General features: G+C 62.8%; 17 protein-coding genes. 4 read left to right on the forward strand and 13 right to left on the reverse strand.

Annotation, left to right across the window (positions count from 1 at the left end; genetic code table 11):
* Positions 1-161 precede the first annotated feature (161 nt).
* The 3 genes from amaB to hglS form a co-directional block, all read right to left on the reverse strand.
* Positions 162-1,700, reverse strand: coding sequence for an L-piperidine-6-carboxylate dehydrogenase (gene amaB, locus PYR71_RS13485; protein WP_275619719.1), 1,539 nt, complete (start codon positions 1,698-1,700; stop codon positions 162-164).
* Between the two features lie 44 nt (positions 1,701-1,744).
* Positions 1,745-3,028 (reverse strand): NAD(P)/FAD-dependent oxidoreductase, encoded by a 1,284-nt coding sequence (locus PYR71_RS13490; protein WP_275619720.1) that lies wholly within the window; start codon positions 3,026-3,028, stop codon positions 1,745-1,747.
* A gap of 67 nt (positions 3,029-3,095) precedes the next feature.
* Positions 3,096-4,508 carry a 2-oxoadipate dioxygenase/decarboxylase HglS gene (gene hglS / locus PYR71_RS13495; RefSeq protein WP_183917589.1) on the reverse strand — a complete coding sequence of 471 codons (1,413 nt, stop codon included), beginning with the start codon at positions 4,506-4,508 and terminating at the stop codon, positions 3,096-3,098.
* A 103-nt stretch (positions 4,509-4,611) separates the two neighbouring features.
* Between hglS and PYR71_RS13500 the strand changes: the two genes are divergently transcribed.
* The 3 genes from PYR71_RS13500 (at position 4,612) to PYR71_RS13510 (ending at position 7,148) form a co-directional block, all read left to right on the forward strand.
* Positions 4,612-5,520: a LysR family transcriptional regulator gene (locus PYR71_RS13500; protein ID WP_275619721.1), complete on the forward strand. Its 909-nt coding sequence runs from the start codon at positions 4,612-4,614 to the stop codon at positions 5,518-5,520.
* Positions 5,521-5,588: 68 nt separating this feature from the next.
* On the forward strand, positions 5,589-5,825 hold the full coding sequence (locus PYR71_RS13505; protein WP_010029047.1) for an Lrp/AsnC ligand binding domain-containing protein: 237 nt from the start codon (positions 5,589-5,591) through the stop codon (positions 5,823-5,825).
* Positions 5,826-5,969: 144 nt separating this feature from the next.
* Complete coding sequence (locus PYR71_RS13510; protein WP_275619722.1) at positions 5,970-7,148, forward strand: glycosyltransferase family 4 protein; 1,179 nt, start codon at positions 5,970-5,972, stop codon at positions 7,146-7,148.
* A gap of 22 nt (positions 7,149-7,170) precedes the next feature.
* Here the strand turns inward: PYR71_RS13510 and PYR71_RS13515 are convergent, their stop codons facing one another.
* From PYR71_RS13515 to epmA, 9 genes are all read right to left on the reverse strand, one after another.
* Entirely contained in the window at positions 7,171-10,482 is a 3,312-nt protein-coding gene (locus PYR71_RS13515; protein ID WP_275619723.1) for an oligosaccharide flippase family protein, read from the reverse strand.
* 90 nt (positions 10,483-10,572) lie between these two features.
* Positions 10,573-11,751, reverse strand: a complete 1,179-nt coding sequence (locus PYR71_RS13520) for a glycosyltransferase family 4 protein (RefSeq protein ID WP_275619724.1) — start codon at positions 11,749-11,751, stop codon at positions 10,573-10,575.
* Positions 11,752-11,797: 46 nt separating this feature from the next.
* Positions 11,798-14,278 (reverse strand): glycoside hydrolase family 2 protein, encoded by a 2,481-nt coding sequence (locus PYR71_RS13525; RefSeq protein WP_275619725.1) that lies wholly within the window; start codon positions 14,276-14,278, stop codon positions 11,798-11,800.
* A 16-nt stretch (positions 14,279-14,294) separates the two neighbouring features.
* On the reverse strand, positions 14,295-15,257 hold the full coding sequence (locus tag PYR71_RS13530) for a DUF1839 family protein (RefSeq protein ID WP_275619726.1): 963 nt from the start codon (positions 15,255-15,257) through the stop codon (positions 14,295-14,297).
* 8 nt (positions 15,258-15,265) lie between these two features.
* Positions 15,266-16,174, reverse strand: coding sequence for an amino acid--[acyl-carrier-protein] ligase (locus tag PYR71_RS13535; protein ID WP_275619727.1), 909 nt, complete (start codon positions 16,172-16,174; stop codon positions 15,266-15,268).
* A 5-nt stretch (positions 16,175-16,179) separates the two neighbouring features.
* Positions 16,180-17,361 (reverse strand): acyl-CoA dehydrogenase family protein, encoded by a 1,182-nt coding sequence (locus PYR71_RS13540; RefSeq protein ID WP_275619728.1) that lies wholly within the window; start codon positions 17,359-17,361, stop codon positions 16,180-16,182.
* Entirely contained in the window at positions 17,361-17,612 is a 252-nt protein-coding gene (locus tag PYR71_RS13545; protein WP_010031713.1) for an acyl carrier protein, read from the reverse strand. The genes PYR71_RS13540 and PYR71_RS13545 overlap by 1 nt, the downstream gene beginning before the upstream one ends.
* Positions 17,613-17,874: 262 nt before the next feature.
* The gene (locus PYR71_RS13550; protein ID WP_275619729.1) at positions 17,875-18,927 is read right to left on the reverse strand and encodes a lysine-2,3-aminomutase-like protein; all 1,053 of its coding nucleotides are present in this window, start codon (positions 18,925-18,927) and stop codon (positions 17,875-17,877) included.
* Entirely contained in the window at positions 18,924-19,985 is a 1,062-nt protein-coding gene (epmA, locus tag PYR71_RS13555; protein ID WP_275619730.1) for an EF-P lysine aminoacylase EpmA, read from the reverse strand. Before epmA ends, PYR71_RS13550 begins: the two co-directional genes overlap by 4 nt.
* A gap of 147 nt (positions 19,986-20,132) precedes the next feature.
* Between epmA and efp the strand changes: the two genes are divergently transcribed.
* Positions 20,133-20,702, forward strand: coding sequence for an elongation factor P (gene efp / locus PYR71_RS13560; RefSeq protein ID WP_183917567.1), 570 nt, complete (start codon positions 20,133-20,135; stop codon positions 20,700-20,702).
* Between the two features lie 59 nt (positions 20,703-20,761).
* Here efp and PYR71_RS13565 read toward each other — a convergent pair whose 3' ends face one another.
* The gene (locus PYR71_RS13565; protein ID WP_275619731.1) at positions 20,762-21,490 is read right to left on the reverse strand and encodes an SIS domain-containing protein; all 729 of its coding nucleotides are present in this window, start codon (positions 21,488-21,490) and stop codon (positions 20,762-20,764) included.
* Between the last annotated feature and the right edge of the window lie 3 nt (positions 21,491-21,493).

Consider the following 21,493-nt stretch of genomic DNA (forward strand, 5'->3'; position numbering starts at 1 on the left):
GCGATCAGAGGCGTATATTTTTCCTGAGTGCTTATTTCAAGTTTGTTGTGAGCAAAAAAAGCATCACAATATCTTGACGCAACAGCTCAGTTTCGAGGGAATAATTTCGAGCCGATAGAAAAGGCGGCACTTCGGGAACGCCGCCTTTCTCGTCACCGCGCCTATTCGACGTCGAACTTGACGCCCTGCGCAAGCGGCAGCGTGCTGCCGTAATTGATCGTGTTGGTGGCGCGGCGCATATAGGCCTTCCAGGCATCGGAGCCGGATTCGCGTCCGCCGCCGGTCTCCTTCTCGCCGCCGAAGGCGCCGCCGATCTCGGCGCCCGAAGGCCCGAGGTTGACGTTGGCGATGCCGCAGTCCGAACCGCGAGCCGAGACGAAGGTTTCCGCCTCGCGCATATCGTTGGTGAAGATCGACGAGGACAACCCCTGCGGCACGGCGTTATGCAGGGCCAGCACCGCGTCGAAATCGCTGTATTTCATCACGTAAAGAATAGGCGCGAAGGTCTCGTGCTCGACCGGTCCAGTCTGATCGGGCATTTCGACCAGCGCGGGGCGAACATAGAAGGCATCGGCCGAACCGTTGTCGACACGCTCGCCGCCGGTGACCTTGCCGCCCGCCGATTTCGCCTGGCCAAGCGCTGCCTGCATCTTCTCAAAGGCCTGACCGTCGATCAGTGGTCCGACCAGCGTGCCGGTTTCGAGCGGATTGCCGATGGTGACGGAGCCGTAGGCCTTCTGCAGGCGCGGCACCAGCTGGTCGTAGACGCTTTCATGGACGAAAAGGCGGCGCAGAGTCGTGCAGCGTTGGCCGGCCGTGCCCATAGCGGAGAAGGCGACGCCGCGCAGCGTCAGGTCGAGATCGGCGCTCGGGCAGACGATCGCGGCATTGTTGCCGCCGAGTTCGAGGATGGCGCGGGCAAAACGCTGCGACAGGCGTGGGCCGACGGTGCGACCCATGGCGGTCGATCCGGTGGCGGATACGAGCGGGATTTTCGGATGATCGACCAGCACTTCGCCGACCTCGCGGCCGCCGATGATCAGTGTTGACAGATTGGCCGGCGCGATGCCGCCCTCAGCAATGAAGCGCTTCAGCGCCTTTTCAAACAACGCCTGCACGGCAAGTGCGGTCAACGGCGTCTTTTCCGAAGGTTTCCAGACGGTGGAATTGCCGCAGACCATTGCCAGTGCTGCATTCCACGACCAGACGGCGACCGGAAAGTTGAAGGCGGAGATGATGCCAACCACGCCAAGCGGATGCCAGCTTTCCATCATCCGGTGCTCGGAGCGCTCGGTGGCGATCGTCAGACCGTAGAGCTGACGGGACAGGCCGACGGCAAAATCGCAGATATCGATCATCTCCTGCACTTCGCCGAGACCTTCCGAGGTGATCTTGCCGACCTCGATCGAGACGAGACGGCCGAGCGCCGTCTTGGCGGCCCGCAGCTCCTCACCGAGGAGGCGGACCAGCTCGCCGCGCTTCGGCGCCGGAACGGAACGCCATTCGAGGAAAGCCTTGTGCGCCTCTTCGATCGCCGCCTTCGTCTCGGAAACCGTGTGCTCTTTGAGTTTGCCGATTTCCTTGCCCGTAACCGGCGAGGTGACGGAAAGCGTGCCGCCCTGATAGCGGCCGGCGTCGACGCCGAGTTCGGCGAGCAGCTTGGCGGTTTCGGTGGCGAGATCGAGGACGGCGATATTCATTGTCGTGGTTCCAATCTTGTTATTCCAGAAGCGAGTTTCGCCTCTCAGAAGCGGGCATCGGCGAAGTGGGCGACCTGAGCGCCGGCTTCGTACCATAATTCCCGAAGCGCCCGGAAGCTCGGTTCGGTGGGCGAGGTCAGCGGCAGCGGCAGATCGGCTTCCGAAAGCCGGCCGAGAATATGCTCGGCCAGTGTCCGGCCGAAAACCGTGCCGGGGGCGATGCCGCGGCCATTATAACCCGAAAAGCCGATCACGCCGGGAGCGAATTTATGAAAGCGCGGCAGCGCATTATCGGTCATGCCGATCTGGCCGTACCATTCGCATTCGAATTCGACGTCACCGATCATGGGGAAGAGCCGCTTCAGGGCGCGCTTGGCCCAGCCCTTATGCACGGCGAGCCCGGTATTGCGCAGTGCTCCGACACTGCCGAAGACGAGACGGCCGGCCTGGTCCATGCGGAAGGAGGAGAGGATGTCCTTGGTATCCCACGCACCTTCCCGCCCCGGCAGGATCGATTGGCGCAGATTGTGGCCGAGCGGCACGGTGGCGAAATTGAAATAGGGCAGGTAGACCTGTTCGTTGCGCACCTGCTCGAAGGGGCCGGTGCTATAGGCGTCGGTTGCGACGATGATCCAGTCCGCGCTGACCTGGCCCTTCGCTGTCTTCACGGTCCAGCGGCTGCCGCTGCGCTCCGTTGCGGTGACGGGGCTCGACGTATGGATCGTGACAGCCGCCTTGACGGCGGCATGGGCAAGGCCGCGCGCATAGGCCAGCGGCTGCAGCGTTCCGGCGCGCAAGTCGAGCAGCGAGCCAGTATAGGCGTCGCTGCCGATGCGTCTGGCCGTCTCCGCCGCATTGAGCAGCGTCACGGGCGCGCCGCGGGCGGACCATTGCGCCGCGCGTTCTTCGATTTCCTTCAGCCCCTCCGCGCCGACCGCGCAGTGCAGCGTGCCGTTGCGTTCGAGTTCGCAGGCAATGCCATGCCTGTCGATCAGTTCCATGACGAGCTTCGGCGCATTGCCGAGCAGCTCGAGCAGGCGCTCGCCGTGCAGCGGGCCGAGCACGCCGGGCAGATCGTCGGGCATCACCCACATGCCGGCATTGATCAGGCCGACATTGCGCCCCGCGCCGCCGAAACCGATCTCCTTCGCCTCCAGCAGCACCACCTCCGAGCCGGCTTCGGCAAGATGCAGGGCGGAGGAGAGGCCGGTGTAGCCGCCGCCGACGATGACTACGTCGGCCGATACCGCGCCTGTGAGAGGCGAGGTTACAGGCGGTTCGGCTGCGGTCTTTTCCCAGAGGCCGTGGGAGCGCGGATCATTCAGCATGGTTCAGTCCGGTTGGAACGAAATCGCGGTAGTTTAACCCATATGATGAAGTGTTGAAGCGAGCATTTCACGCAACGGTCTTCAAGTAGACGCCCGCAAGGCCAAGCGTTTCCATCGCTGCATCCAGCGATGCGGCCTGGCGCTCGGCATAAAGCGCCAGCTCGTCCTGAACGGTGGCGCCGAGTGCGGCCTCGAAGGCGTCGCGGTTCGAGCGCGTGGTATAATTCTGCTGCTGATCGGTGCCGAGATTCGACTGGAAGATGCCGGCCGCGCTGACGGGCAGGAAGTCTTCGTAGACGATCGGCGAGAAGGCAAGGTGACCCTTGGCGATCAGCGCTTCCGGATCGCCAGGCAGCGTGCCGTTGACCGCGGCGGCAATGCCTTCTGACGTGGCGGAATAACGGAAGAAGGCCAGGTCTTGCCTGCGCAGCTCGTCCCAGCTGTCCGGTAGCGCCTTGAAACGACCGGCGAGTTCCTGATCGTAAGCGCCGGCCTTGGCGCCGCCGGCGCCGACCTGCACTTCCCCGCGAACCGAGGCGAGCAGCCGGTCGTAGAGCGCCCGGCCCTTGGCCGTCAACGCCACGCCGCGCTGTTCGATCTCGCCGAAACGGGCGGTATGCGTCCCCTGAACGGCTTCCGCTTCACCGGCAAAGACGATCGCCTCCTCCAGCGCCTTGAAGCTCGTCTGCCGCAGCAGGATATCGCAATGACGGCGCGGCGGCCCTTCGATGACGGCCTTCGGTGTGATGCCGCGTTCCGGCATGCGGGCCTGGACCGCGTCGATATCGAGCGTGCGCGGCGTCAGATGATTGATATGCGGGCCCTTGAAGCTGACGACGTCGGCGATCAGCCGATGGGCGTCGTGCAGGCGCTTGTAGGTTTCGGCGCTGACCGTCGCCTCGCTGTGCCAGCGGAAGGTTTCGAGCACCTCGGCGACGAATTCCGCTGCTTCCGCTTCCGTCAGACCGCCATTCTGCTCGTGGCGCTCGATCAGCGCGACGGCGCGCGGCGTATAGATGCGCCGCTTTGCCAAAATCGCCTCGGCTTCGCTGCGCAGCCCTTCGTCTTCGATCAGTTCCAGGCGCAGCAACGAGGTGAAGACTCGGAATGGATTGATGTTGAGTGCGGTCTCGTCGATTGGCCGGAAGCAGGTGGAGTGGACCGGCACGCCGGCAACGGAGAGATCGTAGTAGCCGACCGCCTGCATGCCCATGACGGCGAACAGCCGGCGAATGGTGAAAAGCTCGTCAGCCGTGCCGAGGCGGATGGCGCCGTGACGCTCGACATCGATGCGCTCGAGCTCGCCGGCGCGGGCCAGGCGCTCGCGCAGATCCGGATCGCGTTCGAGGCAGCCGGCATTCACATCGGCGACCAGCTCGATCAGCGTGCCGTATTGCGGCACCTCCGTCCGATACATCTGCGACATCGCCTCGGTGAAAAGCGAACGGATGCGGTCAGTGGAAACGAAGGTTTGCGGCATCTTGAAAACTCCGGCTCATTCCGTTTTTGCAGGATGAAACTCTTTACAACCGCTGCGAAGCCGGAAATATCGCTATTTCGGAAATAGCTCATTCTGAAACGGAATGATCATGCTTGGCTCTAGACGCTTTCTGCCGTCGATTTCACATCTCGCCGCCTTCGAGGCAGTCGCCCGCACCGGCAGCGTCACGGCGGCCGCACGCGAGCTCGATCTGACGCAGAGCGCCGTCAGCCGCCAGGTGAGCGCGCTGGAAGAGCAGCTCGGCGTCGAGCTCTTCCTGCGCGAACGCCAGACCATGCGGCTGACGCTGGCCGGCGACAGCTACGCCCGCGAAATCCGCGAGGCGCTACGGCGGATATCCAGTGCCTCCTTGAACCTGCGCGCCAATCCGCATGGCGGCACGCTCAATCTCGCCATCCTGCCGACCTTCGGCACGCGCTGGCTGGCGCCGCGCCTCGGACGCTTCCTCGCCGCCAATCCAGGTGTAACCATCAATCTGGCGACCCGGCTTTCACCCTTCGATTTTCGCCTCGATTCCATCGATGCCGCGATCCATTTCGGCCATCCGCACTGGCCGGGGGCGGAATTGACCTTGCTGATGTCGGAACACACGGTGCCGGCCTGCAGCCCTGACTTTCTCAAGCGATACACGATCACAGGGCCGCAGGATCTGCTCGCCGTTCCGCTTCTGCATCTGACGACGCGCCCGGATGCGTGGGAGCAGTGGTTCGCCGGCAACGGCGTTTCCTTCGAAAGCGTGCACGGAATGCTCTTCGACCAGTTCGCCACCGCCGCGCAGGCGGCGATCGCCGGTCTCGGCGTCGCCCTGCTGCCGACATTCCTGATGCAAGAGGAGCTCAGGCGCGGCGATCTTGTCGCCGCCGTCGATCGGGAGATGGAGAGCCGTGAGCGCTATTATCTTGCCTTTCCGCGCGAGCGCGCCGACTATGCGCCGCTCGCCGCCTTCCACGACTGGATCGTCGCGGAAGCCGCCGCCAATCCGGCTGCGTGAGGAACGGCTTGCATCGGCATGGCGCTTTCGACCATTATATCAGCCAAACAACCTCTGCAGGAAATCCCATGAAGCCGATCTTCGTCCAGCTCCAATGCGCACCCGGCAAAACCTATGAGGTCGCCGACGCCATCTACCAGACCGAACTGGTTTCGGAGCTCTATTCCACCAGCGGCGACTACGATCTGCTGCTGAAGGTCTACATCGAGGAAGGCCAGGACATCGGCAAGTTCATCAACGACAACCTCGCCAATATTCCCGGCATCGTCCGCTCGCTGACGACGTTGACCTTCAAGGCGTTCTGAATTCCCGTCAGACACGGTTAACCTTTTTCGCGAAGAATCGCCTCCGCAGGACGCCGCTGCAACCACGCCTTAACGCCGGGGGTATCTGGTCGTTGCTATAAATCCGCGCCAACACGAGTTGGCACGCGCAGCGATAGGTGGGAAATGGCGATCGTCGAGGCAGACAGGGTGCGCGAGAGGCCGCAGCCGGAAACTGCGCCGCTGATCGTCCATGTCGTGCGCCAGTTTTTGCCCAATCGCGGCGGCCTTGAAGATGTGGTCGCCAATCTCGCCCGCCAGACCGTCCGGCGCGGTTATCGCGTTCGCGTCGTCACACTCGATTCGCTGTTCACAGCACCGAAGGATAAACTGCCGGCGCGCGAAGACATCGACGGCATCGAGGTAGTGCGCATTCCCTGGTCCGGCAGCAGTCGATATCCGCTGGCGCCCAAGGTTTTCCGCCATCTGGCCGATGCCGATCTCGTGCATGTCCATGCCATCGACTTCTTCTTCGACGCGCTCGCCTGGGGCCGGCTGCTGCATCGCAAGCCGATGGTCGTCACCACCCATGGCGGATTCTTCCACACCCGGAAATACGCCGCGATCAAGAAGATCTGGTTCCGCACCCTGACGCGCGCTTCCGCACTGGCCTATCGGCGCGTCGTCTGCTGCAGCGCCTCCGATCTCAAGCAGTTTTCCGAGATCGCGCCGGACAGCCTGCTGATCGAAAACGGCGCCGATATCGGCAAGTTCGCCGGCAGCGCGTCGCAGCGGCCGAGGCGCCGCATAGTCACCATCGGCCGCTTCTCGGTGAACAAGCGGCTGGACCATCTGCTCGACGCGATGACCGTGCTGAAGAGCCGCGATACGGATTGGCATCTCGACATCGTCGGAGCCGAATCCGACCTGAACCGGGCCGATGTCGAAGCCGCCATCGAAGGCCGCAGCCTTGCCGGCGGCGTCACCCTGCACGTCTCGCCCGACAACGGCGCCATCCGGCGCATCATTGCCGAGGCCTCGCTCTTCGCCTCCGCCTCGGAGTATGAAGGTTTCGGGCTGGTGGCGCTGGAGGCGATGAGCGCCGGCCTGTTGCCGGTGCTGAATGCCAATGACGCCTTTACAACGCTTGCCGGCCGGCATCCCGTTATCAAGCTAGCCGATTTCACCCACCCAGAGACCGCGGCGACGGTGATTGAAGCGGCCTATGAAACACTCGCGCGCCAACCGGATGGCGTTCGCGACGAGCTGGTCGACGCCGTGCGCGGCTATTCCTGGGATATTGTCGCCGGACTTTATGTCGATCTTTACCGATCGCTCAACGTCGCCGCTGCCGACCGGGTCTGATCCCAACAGTCTGAAATTTCCGTCACGCTTTGGCGAGACGGATAATCTCATCGAGCACGAACCTGCGTGATTGCGGCGGCGTCAGATTGTGATCGGCGTCCGGCAGCATCAGCAGCCGCACGTTCGGATAGCGGGAAAGCTTGGCGCCGCGCGGTCCAAAGTGGAAATAGACGTGGTCGAGGCCGACATCACCTTCGCTGTAGATCAGCGTCAACGGCACCTTACGCTTACCGAACTGAGCGAAGGAATGCCGGACTTCGCGGGCGATGTGGCGCCGGTCGGGGAGCAGCTCGAGCAGCGGCGCGATCCATGGGGACAGACGACGACCGGCAGCGATGACCATGTTCTGCAGCGCAGAGACGACATCCACCTGGCCGCGCAGCAACCGCTTTAGCGTATCGAGCCGCGCCAGGCGCTGGCCGTAATCATCGAGGCTGCGGGGAACCGAGACAACATGTTCCTTACGCACCGGTATCTCAGGATCCCAGTAATAAACGAAGGGATTGATCGACACGACGGCCTTCAGCCGCTCATCGGCGACGCCGGCGCGGAAGGCGACATAGCCGCCACTGCATCGGCCGGCCACCATCACCGGGCCGGGGGCGATGCCCTCGAGCAGATCGAGCGCGGCGACCGCATCGGCGGTCTGGGTAGCGGAATAGAGCACCTGCTCCGGTGCGTCGGGCCGTGGCGGACTGTCGCCGACATTGGCGGAATCGAAGCGCAGCGAAATCACGCCCTGGCGCGCAAGCTCGCGCGCCATATCAACCGTCGTCCGCCCCCAGCCGGCGTGCCGGTCATAGGCCGTCGACAGAAAGAGTACTGCACTGCCCTTGATCTCGCCGGGCGGCCGGCTGACGACGCCGACCAGGTGACCATGGCTTCCGAAACGGACCGGCATTTCGACAAACCCATCGCCGGCCAGCGGCGGGTTCTTGATTTCTGCCGGCGAAGGGGCGGCGGATGTCTCCACCGTGGCGCCCTCCAGCCAGGTCGTCAGCAGCGCGACGACAGCCATTGGGGTCTTGGCGAAGAGCGGATTGGTGACGAGCTCGTCATAGCCTTCGAAAACCGTCTGCTCGACATCGGCGCCAAGCGCCTTCAGTGTGTCCGCAAAGCCGGTATCGTCGGCCCTGGCGGGACGTTCGAGGATTAGATAGCGGGACGCCGCCAATCCCTGCGGCGAGGCGATGTTGAGCTTGGCGAGCTCGCCGGCGATCTCCTCGGGCATGACGAGCCCGGCGATCTGAACCTTGGCGGTCTGGACATGCTCCTTGCCGAGGCCGAGATCGGCATCGATGATCTTCGACCACATGGTGAGTTCACGCAGATAGGCCCGGCCGCTCAGCACCGGCGCCAGCATGACAAGGCTGTCGACGCCTTCGATCGAAGAGCCGATGCGTTGGGCAAGCGTTGCGCCGAGGCCCTGACCGATGAGGACGATGCGATCGCAACCGGTGAGCGACTTCAGCTTGACGGCCGCTGCGCGGATCGAATCTTCCCAGGTTTCCAGCCTTGCCGGCAGCGCGTCGAAATCCAGCGCGTCGCCGGTGCCGCGATAGTCGAACCGCAGGCTCGGCACACCGATATCCGAAAAATGCTCGGCCGCAACCCGGAAAAACTTGCGGCTGCACATCTCCTCGAAACCCCAGGGGCTGACGAAGAGCACGGCGGCCGACCGCTTCTTCACTCCCGCATTCTCAGGCATGAACAGACCGATCGTGCCGTCGAAGACGACCGGCAGGGCAGCGCTGCGCCCAGCCCCCTCGGCCGGTTCGAGCGAGAACTCGCCGGGAGCGACCTTGGCGCGATCGGGATCGCCGGGAAGCGCCGGCGCAATGAAATTGATTGCGTGCCCGACCGGCTTGCGCAGCACGGATGGCATCTTGTCGAGAATGGAGCGCATGACGTCGACATCTTCGGCCGGTACGGCGCGCAGCACCCGCAGCGCTGCGAAATAGCAGAACGTGCCGGCCATGATCGCGCCGACCAGTCCGGCCGGACCATGGACAAATTCCAGCACGGAGATGGCGCCGCAAGCGCACAGCGCGGAGGCGAGCGTCACCTTCGTCAGGCTTCTATAGAGACTCGAAAGTTGGGATCCGAATCCGGTCTGTCTGATCATCATCACCGACATTGCAACGAAGACGAGGATGCGCACCAGCGCGGCGCCCTCGGCTGCAAGCCTAGGTACGATCAGTAAACAACCCGCTACCATTACCAGGCCACCGATCACACTGGTATTCAGGCGGGCGCGGGCCCTGTCCATCGATAAGAGGTAGAGGCTGAGGATCTGCATGAAAGTATAGGCGGGCGCCACCAGTGCCAGCAGCGCCACTACCGTGCCGCTGCGGCCGAACGCCTCGCCGAACACGACCAGCACCAGTTCGCTGGAGATTGCCGCAAGCCCGAGGCTCATCGGCAGCACGATATAGGCCATGCTGCGGGTGACGGCGGCGAAAACCTCGACCGGCAATGTCGAATCGTCGCTGTTGTGCCGCCGCTCGGAGTAATAGGGCAGCAGGCTGCCGGTCATCTGGATCGGCAGCTGCAACGCGATATTGGCGATCGACAGGCCGACGGCGTAATAACCGACCATCTCCACCGACCAGAACTGCTGCAGAAACAGCAGCTCGAGCCGGTTGAGGAAGATGGAATCGATGATGAACTGGAGCGAGAGGATGACGGAGGAGGAGGCGAGGTACTTCAGCGACACCCCGCACCAGTCCCGCCGCGCAAGCAGGATCGGCAGTGTGGCGAAAAACAAGACAAGCTGGCCGAGCGCATAGCCGACGAGAACCCCCTCGACACCATAGAGGAAGGCGCCGCCGGCGACGCCGGCAAGCTGCACGATCGAGACGACGACGGTCAGGCGGAAGAAGGCGCCGAGCTTCTTCTCTCCGATCAGGTAGAATTTGACGAAGGATCCGATCGCCTGGACGAAGAACAGCCCGCCGGTGACCAGAGCGACGGACGGCGCGGTATCGGCCCAGTGCATCTCCTCGGAGGTCAGGAAAAACAGCGCGTAGAGGGCCAGCAGCACGACTGTCGAAAACATCATGAAGCTGACGAGGATGGCGGCAAACCCCCGCCGCCGGCGAGTGTCGTAACCTTCTGCCGATAGCTGCGGCAGTGTCTTCAGGAGCGTGATGCTGGAGCCGAGTTCGGCGATCGAGGCGCCGGTCACCACTAGCCAGAGCGAAAAGGCAACGATGCCGTTCGCTTCCGGCCCCAGCAGCCGAGCGGTGATGATCGAGGAAACGAATCCCGTCAGCAACAGCAGCATACCCGCCGCCGCATTCATCACCGAATTTGCGATAATACCCTTCGACATCTGTCCATCCGTCAGGATCGGCTCACTAGGCCGGACACTCGCCATCTCTAATGCGAAAATGTTAAAATAAAGCGGAGTGACGACCTCAGCTTAGCTCGCCTGCATCGTCGCCAGCCTCTGAAGCGCCTTCTCGTAGCTATTCTCAGCGAGATAGCGCAGCAGGAACGCCCGGGCCTTCTCCGCCTTGTCCAGCGCAAGCTCGGGCGCGCGGAAGATGTCCCTGAGGTGCGCGGCCGCAGCTTCAGGAGAGGGATCGGCCCAGACAGCGCCCGCGAGCCCGGCAAATTCCGGATGAGTATCGACCACGGGAATGAGGGGAGAGTCGACCAGCCATGTATTGTCCGGATCGCAGAAATCCGCCGTGCCCGACCAGGCGGTGGAGATAACAGGGGTACGCTGCATGATCGCCTCGGCGACCGTCAGACCGAAACCCTCGGACCGATGCAGCGAAAGATAGGCGTCTGAACAGCGGATGAGACCGTTGATATCGGCGTTCGACAGCCTGTCGGTGACGATCTTGATGCGGCTGTCGCCCTTAACCGACGCAATCAGCTCGCGCAGGCCTCCATCCTTGTTCACATCGCCGCTGGCCTTCATCAGCAGGACAGCGCCTGGGGCTTCGGCGGCAAAGATCCTGAAGGCATCGACGACGGCCTGCGGATTCTTCCGGTTGATCGAGGAGCCGGCGCTGAAGATGAAGCTGACGAGAAAGGCATCCTTCCCAATGCCGAACCTCTCTCGCATGCCGTCGGTCACCGCCGCCTCGGTGACCGGATGTGGAACGACAATGACCGGCGCCTTGGTCAGCGGCGCGATCGCCCGCCGGGTGAATTCCGACGGCACGAAGACGGCGTTCATGTAATGCATCGCATTGCGCCACTCCGCCGGCACGACTTCGAGCTCCCAGGCGAAATAGCCGATATTGAAGGCGCGGGTGAAATTCGCGACGCCCTTCTTCAGGATGGCGCGCGGCAGCATCGGCGGATTGAGATGCCAGATACGGCTTCCCGGTAGTTCGGTGGAGAGACCCGACGGCGTCCAACCGGCGAAGGAATTCTCGTTGGGATGGGTGCTGACGTCGGAGAGCGAAATCGTCCGTCCGACCTCCGACAGAGCCCCGGCGCAGAGCCTTGCCGATTCGCCGACGCCGACGGCCATCGAGAGATAGCCGACGATTTCCACCGGCCTGCGCGAATTGAAGGCCAGACGCGACCGCGGGATCAGCCGCTGCAGGAGATGGGCACGCAGAAAGCGGTATATCGTTCTCAAACCACGGGTCTTTCTCAATGCGTCGGGATTATTGTTGGCGGAAGCATCAGCCCTGGAGCATGACGCGATGTGAGCTGCCCAGACTTCTGATCTCGCCCGCAGGTGGAAGATCGCTTTCCGTGCCCGAGAGCGCGTGAAGCTTCACGCGCCGCACCCCGCTGGGGGCCAGATGGAACCAATCGTCGTCGGCCCGATAGCCTTCGACGTCGATATGCACTGATTGCGCCAGCCGGTCGGTCCTGAGATCGAGGAACCAATCGTCGCCGACCTTGCCGACCGATGCCTCAATGCCCGCATCGTGAAGCGCTTTGCCGCGTCCTAAGGGGAAGTGGAAGCTTTCGGCAAGAACGGTGCCGTCGGCTAGCGAGCGCAGTCGCGCCACGCTCACATCGTGCGCCGGCGGGCCGAAGCGAAAGGCATAGGTCGTATCGAAGAAGGCGCCGAACAGCGCAGTGGACGCAAAACGTTCCACGCTCCTTGCCGCCAGCGTAAAGCCCGTATTGCCGCTGACGACCTGCTGCTTGCCGTCGCGCAGGCAGAAAACTTCGAGCTCCACGTCGAGTGCGGCGTCCGTCTCGTTGACGACATGCACATCAAGGCCGTTGGTTCCCTCATCGGTAAAGACAGTCTGAACCGGCCGGAAGGCACGGCGCATGGCATACCAGACCGGCTTGGGCTCGCCGGTCGAATCGATCACGCCCCAGCCGGGGCCGGGCAATAGGTCCTGCAGCGTCCAGACGAGCGCGCCGCTGCAGCCGGAGCCCTTGCGCCGCCATTCGGCAAAGGTTTCCTCGAGTACCTCGCCGGTGACGGCGCGGGAGAGATCGAGATAATGTTCCGGATCCTCACGGCGCAACCGGGCCGGATCGCAGCCGTAAAGAAGCTCCAGATAGAAGTCGCGAACGTCCTCGAAATCCCAGGACGCGCTGCGGTCGCGCGGCACCCGCGCCTTCCAGAGTGGGCTGTGGACGGCCGGCGCGTCGAGATGACGATGCAGCGTCCTCTGCTGCGGCACATGCGCGAAGGCGAGGCTTTCGGAGGCAAACCGCACCTCGGCGCGGCGGGCGTCGGCAATCGGCCGCATATAGGCGCCGACGCCGTAATAATGCGCGATACTGGCGTTCGGCGAAAAAGGCATTGCGCCGCCATAGGGAGAATTCGGGACATAGGGCACGTCGGGACGTATGCGCGCGATCACGGCGGGGATGATCTCATCGGTGATCGGCCCACTCCAGAATTCCATCGGCAGGCCGAGCATCGCCGCCTGTTGGTGGATCTCGCTGCCGCCGCAGAGCACCGCGAGCGAAGGCGAGGCCTGGACGCCGTGCAGGAATTCCTCGACCTCGGCATGCACGTGACCGAGAAAAGCCTTGTCGTTGCGCGGATAGTCAAAATTGGCGAACATGAAGTCCTGCCACACGAGCAGGCCGAGCTCGTCGCAGAGCGCAAAGAAATCCGGCGTCTCATAAGCCATGGTGCCGCCGATGCGGATCATGTTCATGCCGGCGTCAGTGGCAAGTCGCAGGAACGGCTCGTAGTCCGCCCGTCGGCCCGGCAAGCGTGCGATATCCGCCGTCGTCCACACCGCGCCGCGGCAAAAGATGCGCTCGCCATTGATGAGAATCGCGAAGTCGTCGCCGTCATCGCCACGCTCGACCTCGATACGCCGGAAGCCGGTGCTGCCGAGCGAGTACTCGGCGCCATCGGAAACCAGCGTCAGTTCGTAGAGACGTGGAGCGCCATGCGTGTGCGGCCACCAGGGCTCGATGTCGGCCAGCTTGAGGATAGCCGAATAATGATTGTCGCCGACCTTCTCGAACGGCTGTTCCATGCCGCCGCAGCGCAGCAGCATCGAATGGTTCTCGGCATTGTTGTGCAGAGAAACGCTCAGCCGGCCGACGCCGCTCTCCTCCAAAACGGCGCGGATGGAGACATTGTCGATCGAGACCGGATTGCGCCGCAGCAGCGAAATTGGTCGCCACGGGCCGACCGCATGAATATCGGGGCACCAGCCCGGCATATGGCCGAGCAGCGTCGTGCGGAAATTTCTCAAGCCCACCGGCGTGATCATCTGCGGCCGCCAGCGCGCGCGCGGGCCGGGCTCCGACAGACGCGGGCCAAGCGCACGGAAACAAAGCGCCAGCTCGTCACCGCCCGTAAGCGTCACCGGAATCTCGTGCGCCGTAAACATGCTTTCGGAAAAGAGAATTTCCTGGCCGTTCAGGAACACATGGCACAGCGTCGCAAGCCCTTCGAAACGCAGGATCGCTTCGCCGGGCTCGGCATCGAAGAGCCGGCAGAGATACCAGGCGTCTTTCGTGTTCAGCGGTTCCGGATTTTCCCGGTCGAAGAGCCCGGCTTTTTCGAGTGCGGCGGCGACGGTGCCGGGAACGGGTGCGGGAATGAACTGCGCGGAGAGCGGAATGTCGTGCGGCACCGCGCAGGCATCCGGTTCCGTCAGGACCAGGTTCCAGCCTTCGGAAAGCACGCTTTCCTCGGCTCCGATGCTTGCCAAACGCCCCCGCATGGTCTGATCTCCGGCCTCAGATTCGCTCTGCAAGCGATGCCATCATCAAATCCCACGCATCGGCGGCCGGATCAAGAGCTGCCTGCAGCGGCTCGAACTTCCTGCGGACGACGGCGCGGGCAAGCTGGAACTGCACGGATTTCGCTGCGTCGGAAATGCCCCTGGCATGCTCGGCGGCGGTTGCGAATTCATCCGCGGAGAGCCACGCCAGATGATCGGCCGCCAGCTCGAAATTGGCGCCGACCTGGCGAAGCGTATTGAAGGCATATTTATGAAAGAAGCCGAACGGCCGCTCGGCCACCGCTTCCACCTGTTGCGGAAAGACGGCGGCGAAGGCGCGGATCGGGTTCTGTCCTGGGCGCCTGATGAAATGAACCCCGGCGAGCCGACGCGCGGTCGCGCGCAGATGTGCTTCGTCGGCTGGCTTTTCCGGAAACCGCGCAAATTCCGTGTAAGGCAGGTACGGCGGGTCGTTCTCCGTCAGCTGCAGCTGGAACAGCCCGTCGAAATCCTCGCCTTCGAGGCGGAAATAGCCAGCATTATGGAAATAGTCGACACGCTTTGCCGCAACGTCCAGCCGGTTGATCGCAACCGTCGTCTTGCCGTGTTCCTGCCGGTAGGCGGTGCCGCGCGTATCCGGCATGTAGAAGGAATCCATCTCGATCAGGCAGAGGCGGCCCCGCGCGATCTGCACCTCGACATGCCGCTCGACCCGGTCATAGATGGCAAGCTCGGTCGCGCGGATGCCGTAAAGTGTCTCGAGATCCTCGAGCGGCACCTTGAAGAAGGTGAACTGGTCGCCTTCGAAATCCTGCGCCAGGGTGAAACCCAGCATCGCCTCGGGTGCCACCCCTGACGTCGCCAGCACTTCGATCCAGAGATCGACGTAACAGTTGGTTTCCGGCCAGGCGCGCTCGCTGGAATGCAGCGCGTGCTGACGGTAGCTTTCCGGGCTGATCCCCGGGAATACCGATGTCATCGAATAGCTCAGCCCCACAGCGCTTTCCGTACATTGGCCGGCCATGCTTTCACGTCGAACCCGTGATGGTGGAACAGCGCAAGCGCGATGCGCTCGAGCCCGAAGCCGACACAGGCCGTGTGCGCAACGCTGCCGTCCTCGAGGTTGAGGCCCCATTTCGCGCCGAAGGCATCCTGATGATAGTTGAAGCTCATGCAGGCGGTCGGATTGGCGGCCGCGGTGATCGGGATCAGCAGTTCGAATTTCAGGTTCTGGTCACGCTGGTTGTTGGCGAGCATCTTGCCGGCGCGGCCGAAGAACGGATCGTTGGCGATGTCGATCGTCACCTCGAGGCCGACGGCATTCATCATCTCGACGCCGCGGTCCATCCAGCGCTGGCGGAATTCGGTGACGTGCTCTTCGGTACCCATGCAGACATATTCGCGCATGCGGAAGAGCTGCTGGCGGGCCGGATCTTTCGACGGTTCGTGGCGGAAGCAGTAGGATTGGAGGTCGAAGAGGCCGCCCGTCTTCGGCAGATTGCCGCGCTTGGCGATCGTCGGATAGAGCGGATAGCAGGCCGCCGGCGTCAGCACGATGTCGGTCGCCTCCTGCCCCTTGGTCCAGTCCTCGCCGACCTCCATGCATTGCAGCAGGCTGACATGATCGAGTTCGCTGCCGCAGAAGCTGTGCACCGTGCCGGCCAGCTGCGGGAAGCTCTTCATGTAGCCGCTCTTTTCGAAGAAGGCGCGGTTCATGCCCGGAGGAAAGCGCATGGCCTCCGCACCGTCGGCGCCGCCGACCTTATCGATGAGGCGCTCGAAGGCAGCGATCACCTCTTCGAACTGGCCGCTGCGGCCATAGAGTCCATCGATGCCCGTGTCGATCAGCAGGCCGGCTTCGAAAAGCCGGTCGAGAAACGAGGTCTGCATATCCATGACTGTTACCCCAGTAGGCTAGTGTCCTGCTTGTGGACAAGAAGCATGCTCGACGTATTGCCGAGGATGCGGTCGTTCGAGATCATGAGTTGTGCGGAATGCGCGTCGCGCAGATGGCGTCCGAGGCTGAAGGGCGTGCCGTTCTTGTAGCCCATGATGCCGCAGATCAGCATGGCATGGTTGACGATCTCCAGGATCGTCTCGGACGAGGCGATCTTGACGTTGTTCATCGCCACGGCAAAGCCCATCGCCGACAGCCTGTCGGGATCGGCTTTTGCATGTTCATAGGCCTTCAGGCCGGCCACCACGTTGGATTTCACCATCTGCAGCAGGTTCGAGACCTCGGCGAGGCGCAGGGCGCCGGGCGGCTGGGAATCGGGGGACTTGCGGGCGGCGGCGCGCACGAAGGCCTGGGCACGGGCGACGGCGTCGACCGCAATCCCGTACCAGACGCCACTCCACAACAGGTGCGAGGACGCGAGCATGGACTGCGCGGCGATCTCGGCGAAAGGCTTCGGCAGGATTTGATGCGCCGGCGCTTGCCCTTTGAAGAGGAAGCCGTCGGAACAGGTGCCGCGCATGCCGAGCGTGTTCCAGACGTGCGTCTTTTCGAGCGTATACTGGTCCTTGAGGAAGGCCGTCAGCACCTGATCGGAGGAGGCGGCCTGGGCGTGGGCACGCGAGGTGATGAGAATGGCGTCGGCATGGGAGCCGTAGGAAATGACGGTGGCATCCTTTTCGAGGCGGCAGATATCGCCATCGACTTCGACCGCGCAAATACTGTTGCGCAGATTTCCGCCGATCCCGCCTTCGGTGGTGGCGGAGGCGATGAGCAGCTGCTCGGCAGCAATGCTGCGCATGAAGTCGCGATGCCATTCGCTGTCGGCGCCGTGTTCGACAAGGCTCGACAGCTTGATGTGGTGCATGGCGAAGACCATGGCGCTCGCCGCGCAAGCCTGGCCGAGCATCGAGCACAATTCGGCGATCTCAGTGATCGAGGCCGATTCACCGCCGAGATGGTGCGGCACCTGAATGCCGAGCAGCCTCTCGGCCTTCATGGCATCCACGGATTCCCGTGGGAAACGGCCCTCGGCGTCAACAGCATCGGCATGTTTGGCCGCGATTTCGGCGACGCGAGCCACCCTTGCGACAAGACCGTCCTGTATGATCTTGACGGGGAAATTCATCAGGCGACTTTCCGACCGTCCCGGATGAGATCGACGGTTTTAGCGATCGCCGAGATGCTCGCGAAGGATTTGCGGTTCAAGAGATTGTCGGGAAATTCGATGTCGAAGGCTTCTTCAATGCCGAGCATCAGCTGCACCGAAGCGAAGGACGTCAGACCTGCTGCATAAAGGTCGGCATCGTCGGCGATCTGGTCAATCGACGTCGGAAGCTTGCCGAATTTGGCTACGAGGTCGCGGATTGTCGTATTCATCCCATCACTCCAAGATTCTCATGATCCCGAACCGGCGTTCATCGCCTTGTCATGAGCGTTCTTTTAGTGCGGAAAACAGAACATTCCGCTAATTTGTTGGGTTAAATATGATTAGCACTCACAGTTAGGATTTTAGCGATCGGCCCGGCCGGGCTGAATATAAGAATGTCATATCAATAGTTTAATAGATTTCCGACGGCGAAGCTTGCGGCGCTGTTCGACGCGACGAGTACAGAAATGACACGCAAAGCGCCATTTTGCGTCAACCGGCGGGGGGATAGGAATGCTCGCCGCCGCGATAGTCCGAGACGGAATGACATCCGTCCCCTGTTGTCCGGATAACGCTTTCGCTGATGACGGCCTTGCCGTGACCACCCGGGATATCGAGGATATAGGCCGGCTGGCAAAGCCCGGAAATCCGTCCGCGCAGCGCCGCGACGATCCGCTGCCCCTCGTCGATCGTCAATCTGAAATGGCCGGTGCCGGGCGCGAGATCCGGATGGTGCAGGTAATAGGGTTTGACGCGGATCTCGACGAAGGCCTTCATCAGTTCGGCAAGCACGTCGGGATCGTCATTAACGCCCTTCAGCAGTACCGACTGGCTGATCATGGCGATGCCGGCATCGACCAGGCGGGCGCAAGCCGCGCGCGCTTCGCTTGTCAGTTCCCTCGAATGGTTGGCGTGCAGCGCCACATAGACCGTCTTGCCGCTCGCCTTCAGGGCAGCGATCAGCGCCGCGTCGATCTTTTCGGGATCGACCACGGGAACGCGGGTATGGAAGCGTATGATCTTGACATGCGCGATTGCCGCGAGCGCCTCCATGATGTCGCGGAGCCGGCGCGCGGAAAGCACCAGTGGATCGCCGCCGGTGAGGATGACCTCCCAGATCTCCTGGTGGCCGGCTATGTAATCGAAGGCTTTCTGCATCGCCGCCGCATCGAGCGTGCCGAGACCCTGGGGCCCGACCATTTCGCGTCGGAAGCAGAAGCGGCAATAGACCGGGCAGATATGCACGGCTTTGAGCAATACGCGATCGGGATAGCGGTGGACTATGCCTTCGACGGGGCTGTGGGCATGATCGCCGATCGGATCGGCGCGTTCCCCCGGCGCGACCGTCAGTTCGGCCGCGTCGGGCACGAATTGCCGTGCGATCGGATCATCAGGATCGGCCCGATCGATCAGCCTGGTGATAATAGGTGTCAAGGCGATCGCATAACGCGCGGCCACCTCGTCGAGCAATGCGCGATCGGCGGGCGAGGCCAGACCTGCCTGTAGAAGATCATCGACGGTCTTTAGCGGTTTGACTGTGTTCATCGCCCATACTCCGCAACCGGTGCCCAGAGCACCTGATCGATGCGCGAAGCGCCCGTCGCCAGCATGACCAACCGGTCGAAACCGAGCGCAATGCCGCTTGCCTCGGGCATCGACGACAGCGCCGCCAGGAAGTCCTCGTCGATCGGGTAGGTCTCACCATAGACCCGCATCTTCTCGGCCATCTCGATTTCGAACCGCCGCTTCTGTTCGGCGGCGTTGGTGAGCTCGCCGAAGCCGTTGGCGAGCTCGACGCCGCAGGCATAGAGCTCGAAACGCTCGGCAACACGCGGATCGCCGGCTGAAGGGCGGGCAAGGGCCGCCTCCGAGACCGGATATTCGTCGAGGATGGTGATGCGGCCGAAGCCGAGATGCGGCTCGATTTTCTCGACAAGCACCCGGCTGAAGAGATCGGCCCAGCCGTCGTCTTCGGCCACACGCATGCCGGCGCGCCTGAGCTCGGCCGCCAGATGCTCACGATCGGTCGAACCGTCGGCGGCGACCGAGGCGAGAAGATCGATGCCGGCGTGACGTTCGAAGGCTTCGGCGACGCTCACCCGCTCCGGCCCCGCAAAAGGATCGCTCTCACGGCCGCGATAGACAAGCCTGTCAGTCTTCGCCGTCTCGGCCGCAAGCGCCAGAATGCGCACGCAATCCATCATCAGGCTCTCATAGCTTTCGCCCGCCCGATACCATTCGAGCATGGTGAATTCCGGGTGATGCAGCGGCCCGCGCTCGCGATTGCGGTAGACATGGGCAAAGCAGGAGATGCGCTGCTCACCGGCTGCGAGCAGCTTCTTGCAGGCGAATTCCGGCGAGGTGTGCAGATAAAACGGCGCTCTTTGCCCGTCCGTCGTCACCGCTTCCGTCGCGAAAGCATGCAGGTGCGCCTCGTTGCCCGGCGAGATTTGCAGCACCGCTGTATCCACCTCGATGAAATCCTCGCGCGCAAAAAACCCGCGCAATGCCGCCTGGATCGCATTGCGCCCGATGAGGAACGGGCGGCGATCGGCATGCACGGACGGGGTCCACCAGGGGGACGCTTTGGCCGCAGAGTTCATTCCAAGCTTTCTTCGCCGGAGAAGCCGGTATGGGGTGGCTATTTCCCGGATTTTAGGTTAGTTGCGCCCCCAAAGAAAAACATTTGCGTCTTCGGGGCGTTTCGACAGTCCTCTACGACGCCGAAAGCCGAGTTACAAGGAAGTCTTATGGTCAAGGTCATCGCCTCTTCGGTCCGCAAGGGCAACGTTCTCGATGTCGACGGCAAGCTCTACGTCGTTCTCACCGCCCAGAACTTTCATCCGGGCAAGGGCACGCCGGTCACCCAGGTCGACATGCGCCGCATCGTCGACGGCGTAAAGGTTTCCGAGCGCTGGCGCACCACCGAACAGGTCGAGCGCGCCTTCGTCGAAGACGTCTCCTTCCAGTATCTCTATGAAGACGGCGAAGGCTTCCACTTCATGAACCCGGCGACCTACGACCAGGTCGTGGTCGACGTCGAAACCATGGGCGACCAGAAAGCCTATCTGCAGGAAGGCATGTCCTGCATCCTGTCGATCCACGAAGGCATTCCGCTGGCGCTGGAACTGCCGCGCCACGTCACGCTCGAAATCACCGAGACCGAGCCGGTCGTCAAGGGCCAGACGGCGTCGTCCTCCTACAAGCCGGCCATGCTGTCGAACGGCGTGCGCACCATGGTGCCGCCGCACATCAATGCCGGCACCCGCGTCGTCATCGCGACCGAAGACAATTCCTACGTCGAGCGCGCCAAGGACTGATCCTGGTTGCATCTCGCGCAAAAGGCCGGCTCAGACCGGCCTTTTTTGTATCCGCGATATCAGAGATGCGGATTGCGCGGCCTGTACTTCTTCACCAGCCTCTGATTGATCTCGGCAGCCCCGGGCATGTTGGCGCTGAGATAGACAGGCGCATCGCCGGATCTGGAAAGCTCCGAGGCGACTTCGGCAAAGATCGCATTGATGACTGTGACCCCGACCGCCGTCGAGACCGGGCCGACCCGAAGTCCTGTGCCTGCGAGGTCGAGAACGGCATCACCCGGCGGCAGCCCGTTGTCGAGCACGATTTCGGCGACTTCTGCGAGCCGCCGGCGGCCATTGGCGATCGCTGCGGAATAGGCGATCGAGGTGATGGCGATGACCTTGGCGCCGATTTCATGCGCATAATCGGCGGCCTCGATCGGCGCGGCGTTCACGCCGGAATTCGAGGCAATGATAATAACGTCGCCCGGCTGCATGCCGTAACGCTCCAGCATCGGCCGCACGAGGCCCTGGGTGCGTTCATAGACCGAGCTGATGACCGCTCCCTCGTGCAGCATGGCCGACCCGACAAGCACCGGCACGGTGAAGGCAAGCCCGCCGGCGCGGTAGTGCACCTCTTCCGCCAGCATGTGCGAATGGCCGGTGCCAAAGACATAAACGCGCTTGTCGCCGCGGGCGGCATCGAGGATGACCGACGCTGCCTGCGCCATCGGCTCGGCAAGTACCTGTTTCAGCGTCTCCAGTCGACCGATCAGATTGGAGAAATAGGCATCGGTGATATCAGTCATGCC

It is taken from the genome of Rhizobium mulingense (assembly GCF_029194105.1).
GTDB lineage: Bacteria > Pseudomonadota > Alphaproteobacteria > Rhizobiales > Rhizobiaceae > Rhizobium > Rhizobium mulingense.

Bases quoted from the DNA above. Each gene is read 5' to 3' on its own strand.
- efp (WP_183917567.1), top strand. From the start codon at position 20,133: ATGGTCAAGGTCATCGCCTCTTCGGTCCGCAAGGGCAACGTTCTCGAT.
- PYR71_RS13545 (WP_010031713.1), bottom strand. From the start codon at position 17,612: ATGAATACGACAATCCGCGACCTCGTAGCCAAATTCGGCAAGCTTCCG.
- PYR71_RS13490 (WP_275619720.1), bottom strand. From the start codon at position 3,028: ATGCTGAATGATCCGCGCTCCCACGGCCTCTGGGAAAAGACCGCAGCC.
- PYR71_RS13510 (WP_275619722.1), top strand. From the start codon at position 5,970: ATGGCGATCGTCGAGGCAGACAGGGTGCGCGAGAGGCCGCAGCCGGAA.
- hglS (WP_183917589.1), bottom strand. From the start codon at position 4,508: ATGCCGCAAACCTTCGTTTCCACTGACCGCATCCGTTCGCTTTTCACC.
- PYR71_RS13540 (WP_275619728.1), bottom strand. From the start codon at position 17,361: ATGAATTTCCCCGTCAAGATCATACAGGACGGTCTTGTCGCAAGGGTG.
- PYR71_RS13535 (WP_275619727.1), bottom strand. From the start codon at position 16,174: ATGGATATGCAGACCTCGTTTCTCGACCGGCTTTTCGAAGCCGGCCTG.
- PYR71_RS13525 (WP_275619725.1), bottom strand. From the start codon at position 14,278: ATGCGGGGGCGTTTGGCAAGCATCGGAGCCGAGGAAAGCGTGCTTTCC.
- PYR71_RS13550 (WP_275619729.1), bottom strand. From the start codon at position 18,927: ATGAACACAGTCAAACCGCTAAAGACCGTCGATGATCTTCTACAGGCA.
- PYR71_RS13565 (WP_275619731.1), bottom strand. From the start codon at position 21,490: ATGACTGATATCACCGATGCCTATTTCTCCAATCTGATCGGTCGACTG.
- PYR71_RS13515 (WP_275619723.1), bottom strand. From the start codon at position 10,482: ATGTCGAAGGGTATTATCGCAAATTCGGTGATGAATGCGGCGGCGGGT.
- PYR71_RS13530 (WP_275619726.1), bottom strand. From the start codon at position 15,257: ATGACATCGGTATTCCCGGGGATCAGCCCGGAAAGCTACCGTCAGCAC.
- PYR71_RS13500 (WP_275619721.1), top strand. From the start codon at position 4,612: ATGATCATGCTTGGCTCTAGACGCTTTCTGCCGTCGATTTCACATCTC.
- epmA (WP_275619730.1), bottom strand. From the start codon at position 19,985: ATGAACTCTGCGGCCAAAGCGTCCCCCTGGTGGACCCCGTCCGTGCAT.
- amaB (WP_275619719.1), bottom strand. From the start codon at position 1,700: ATGAATATCGCCGTCCTCGATCTCGCCACCGAAACCGCCAAGCTGCTC.
- PYR71_RS13505 (WP_010029047.1), top strand. From the start codon at position 5,589: ATGAAGCCGATCTTCGTCCAGCTCCAATGCGCACCCGGCAAAACCTAT.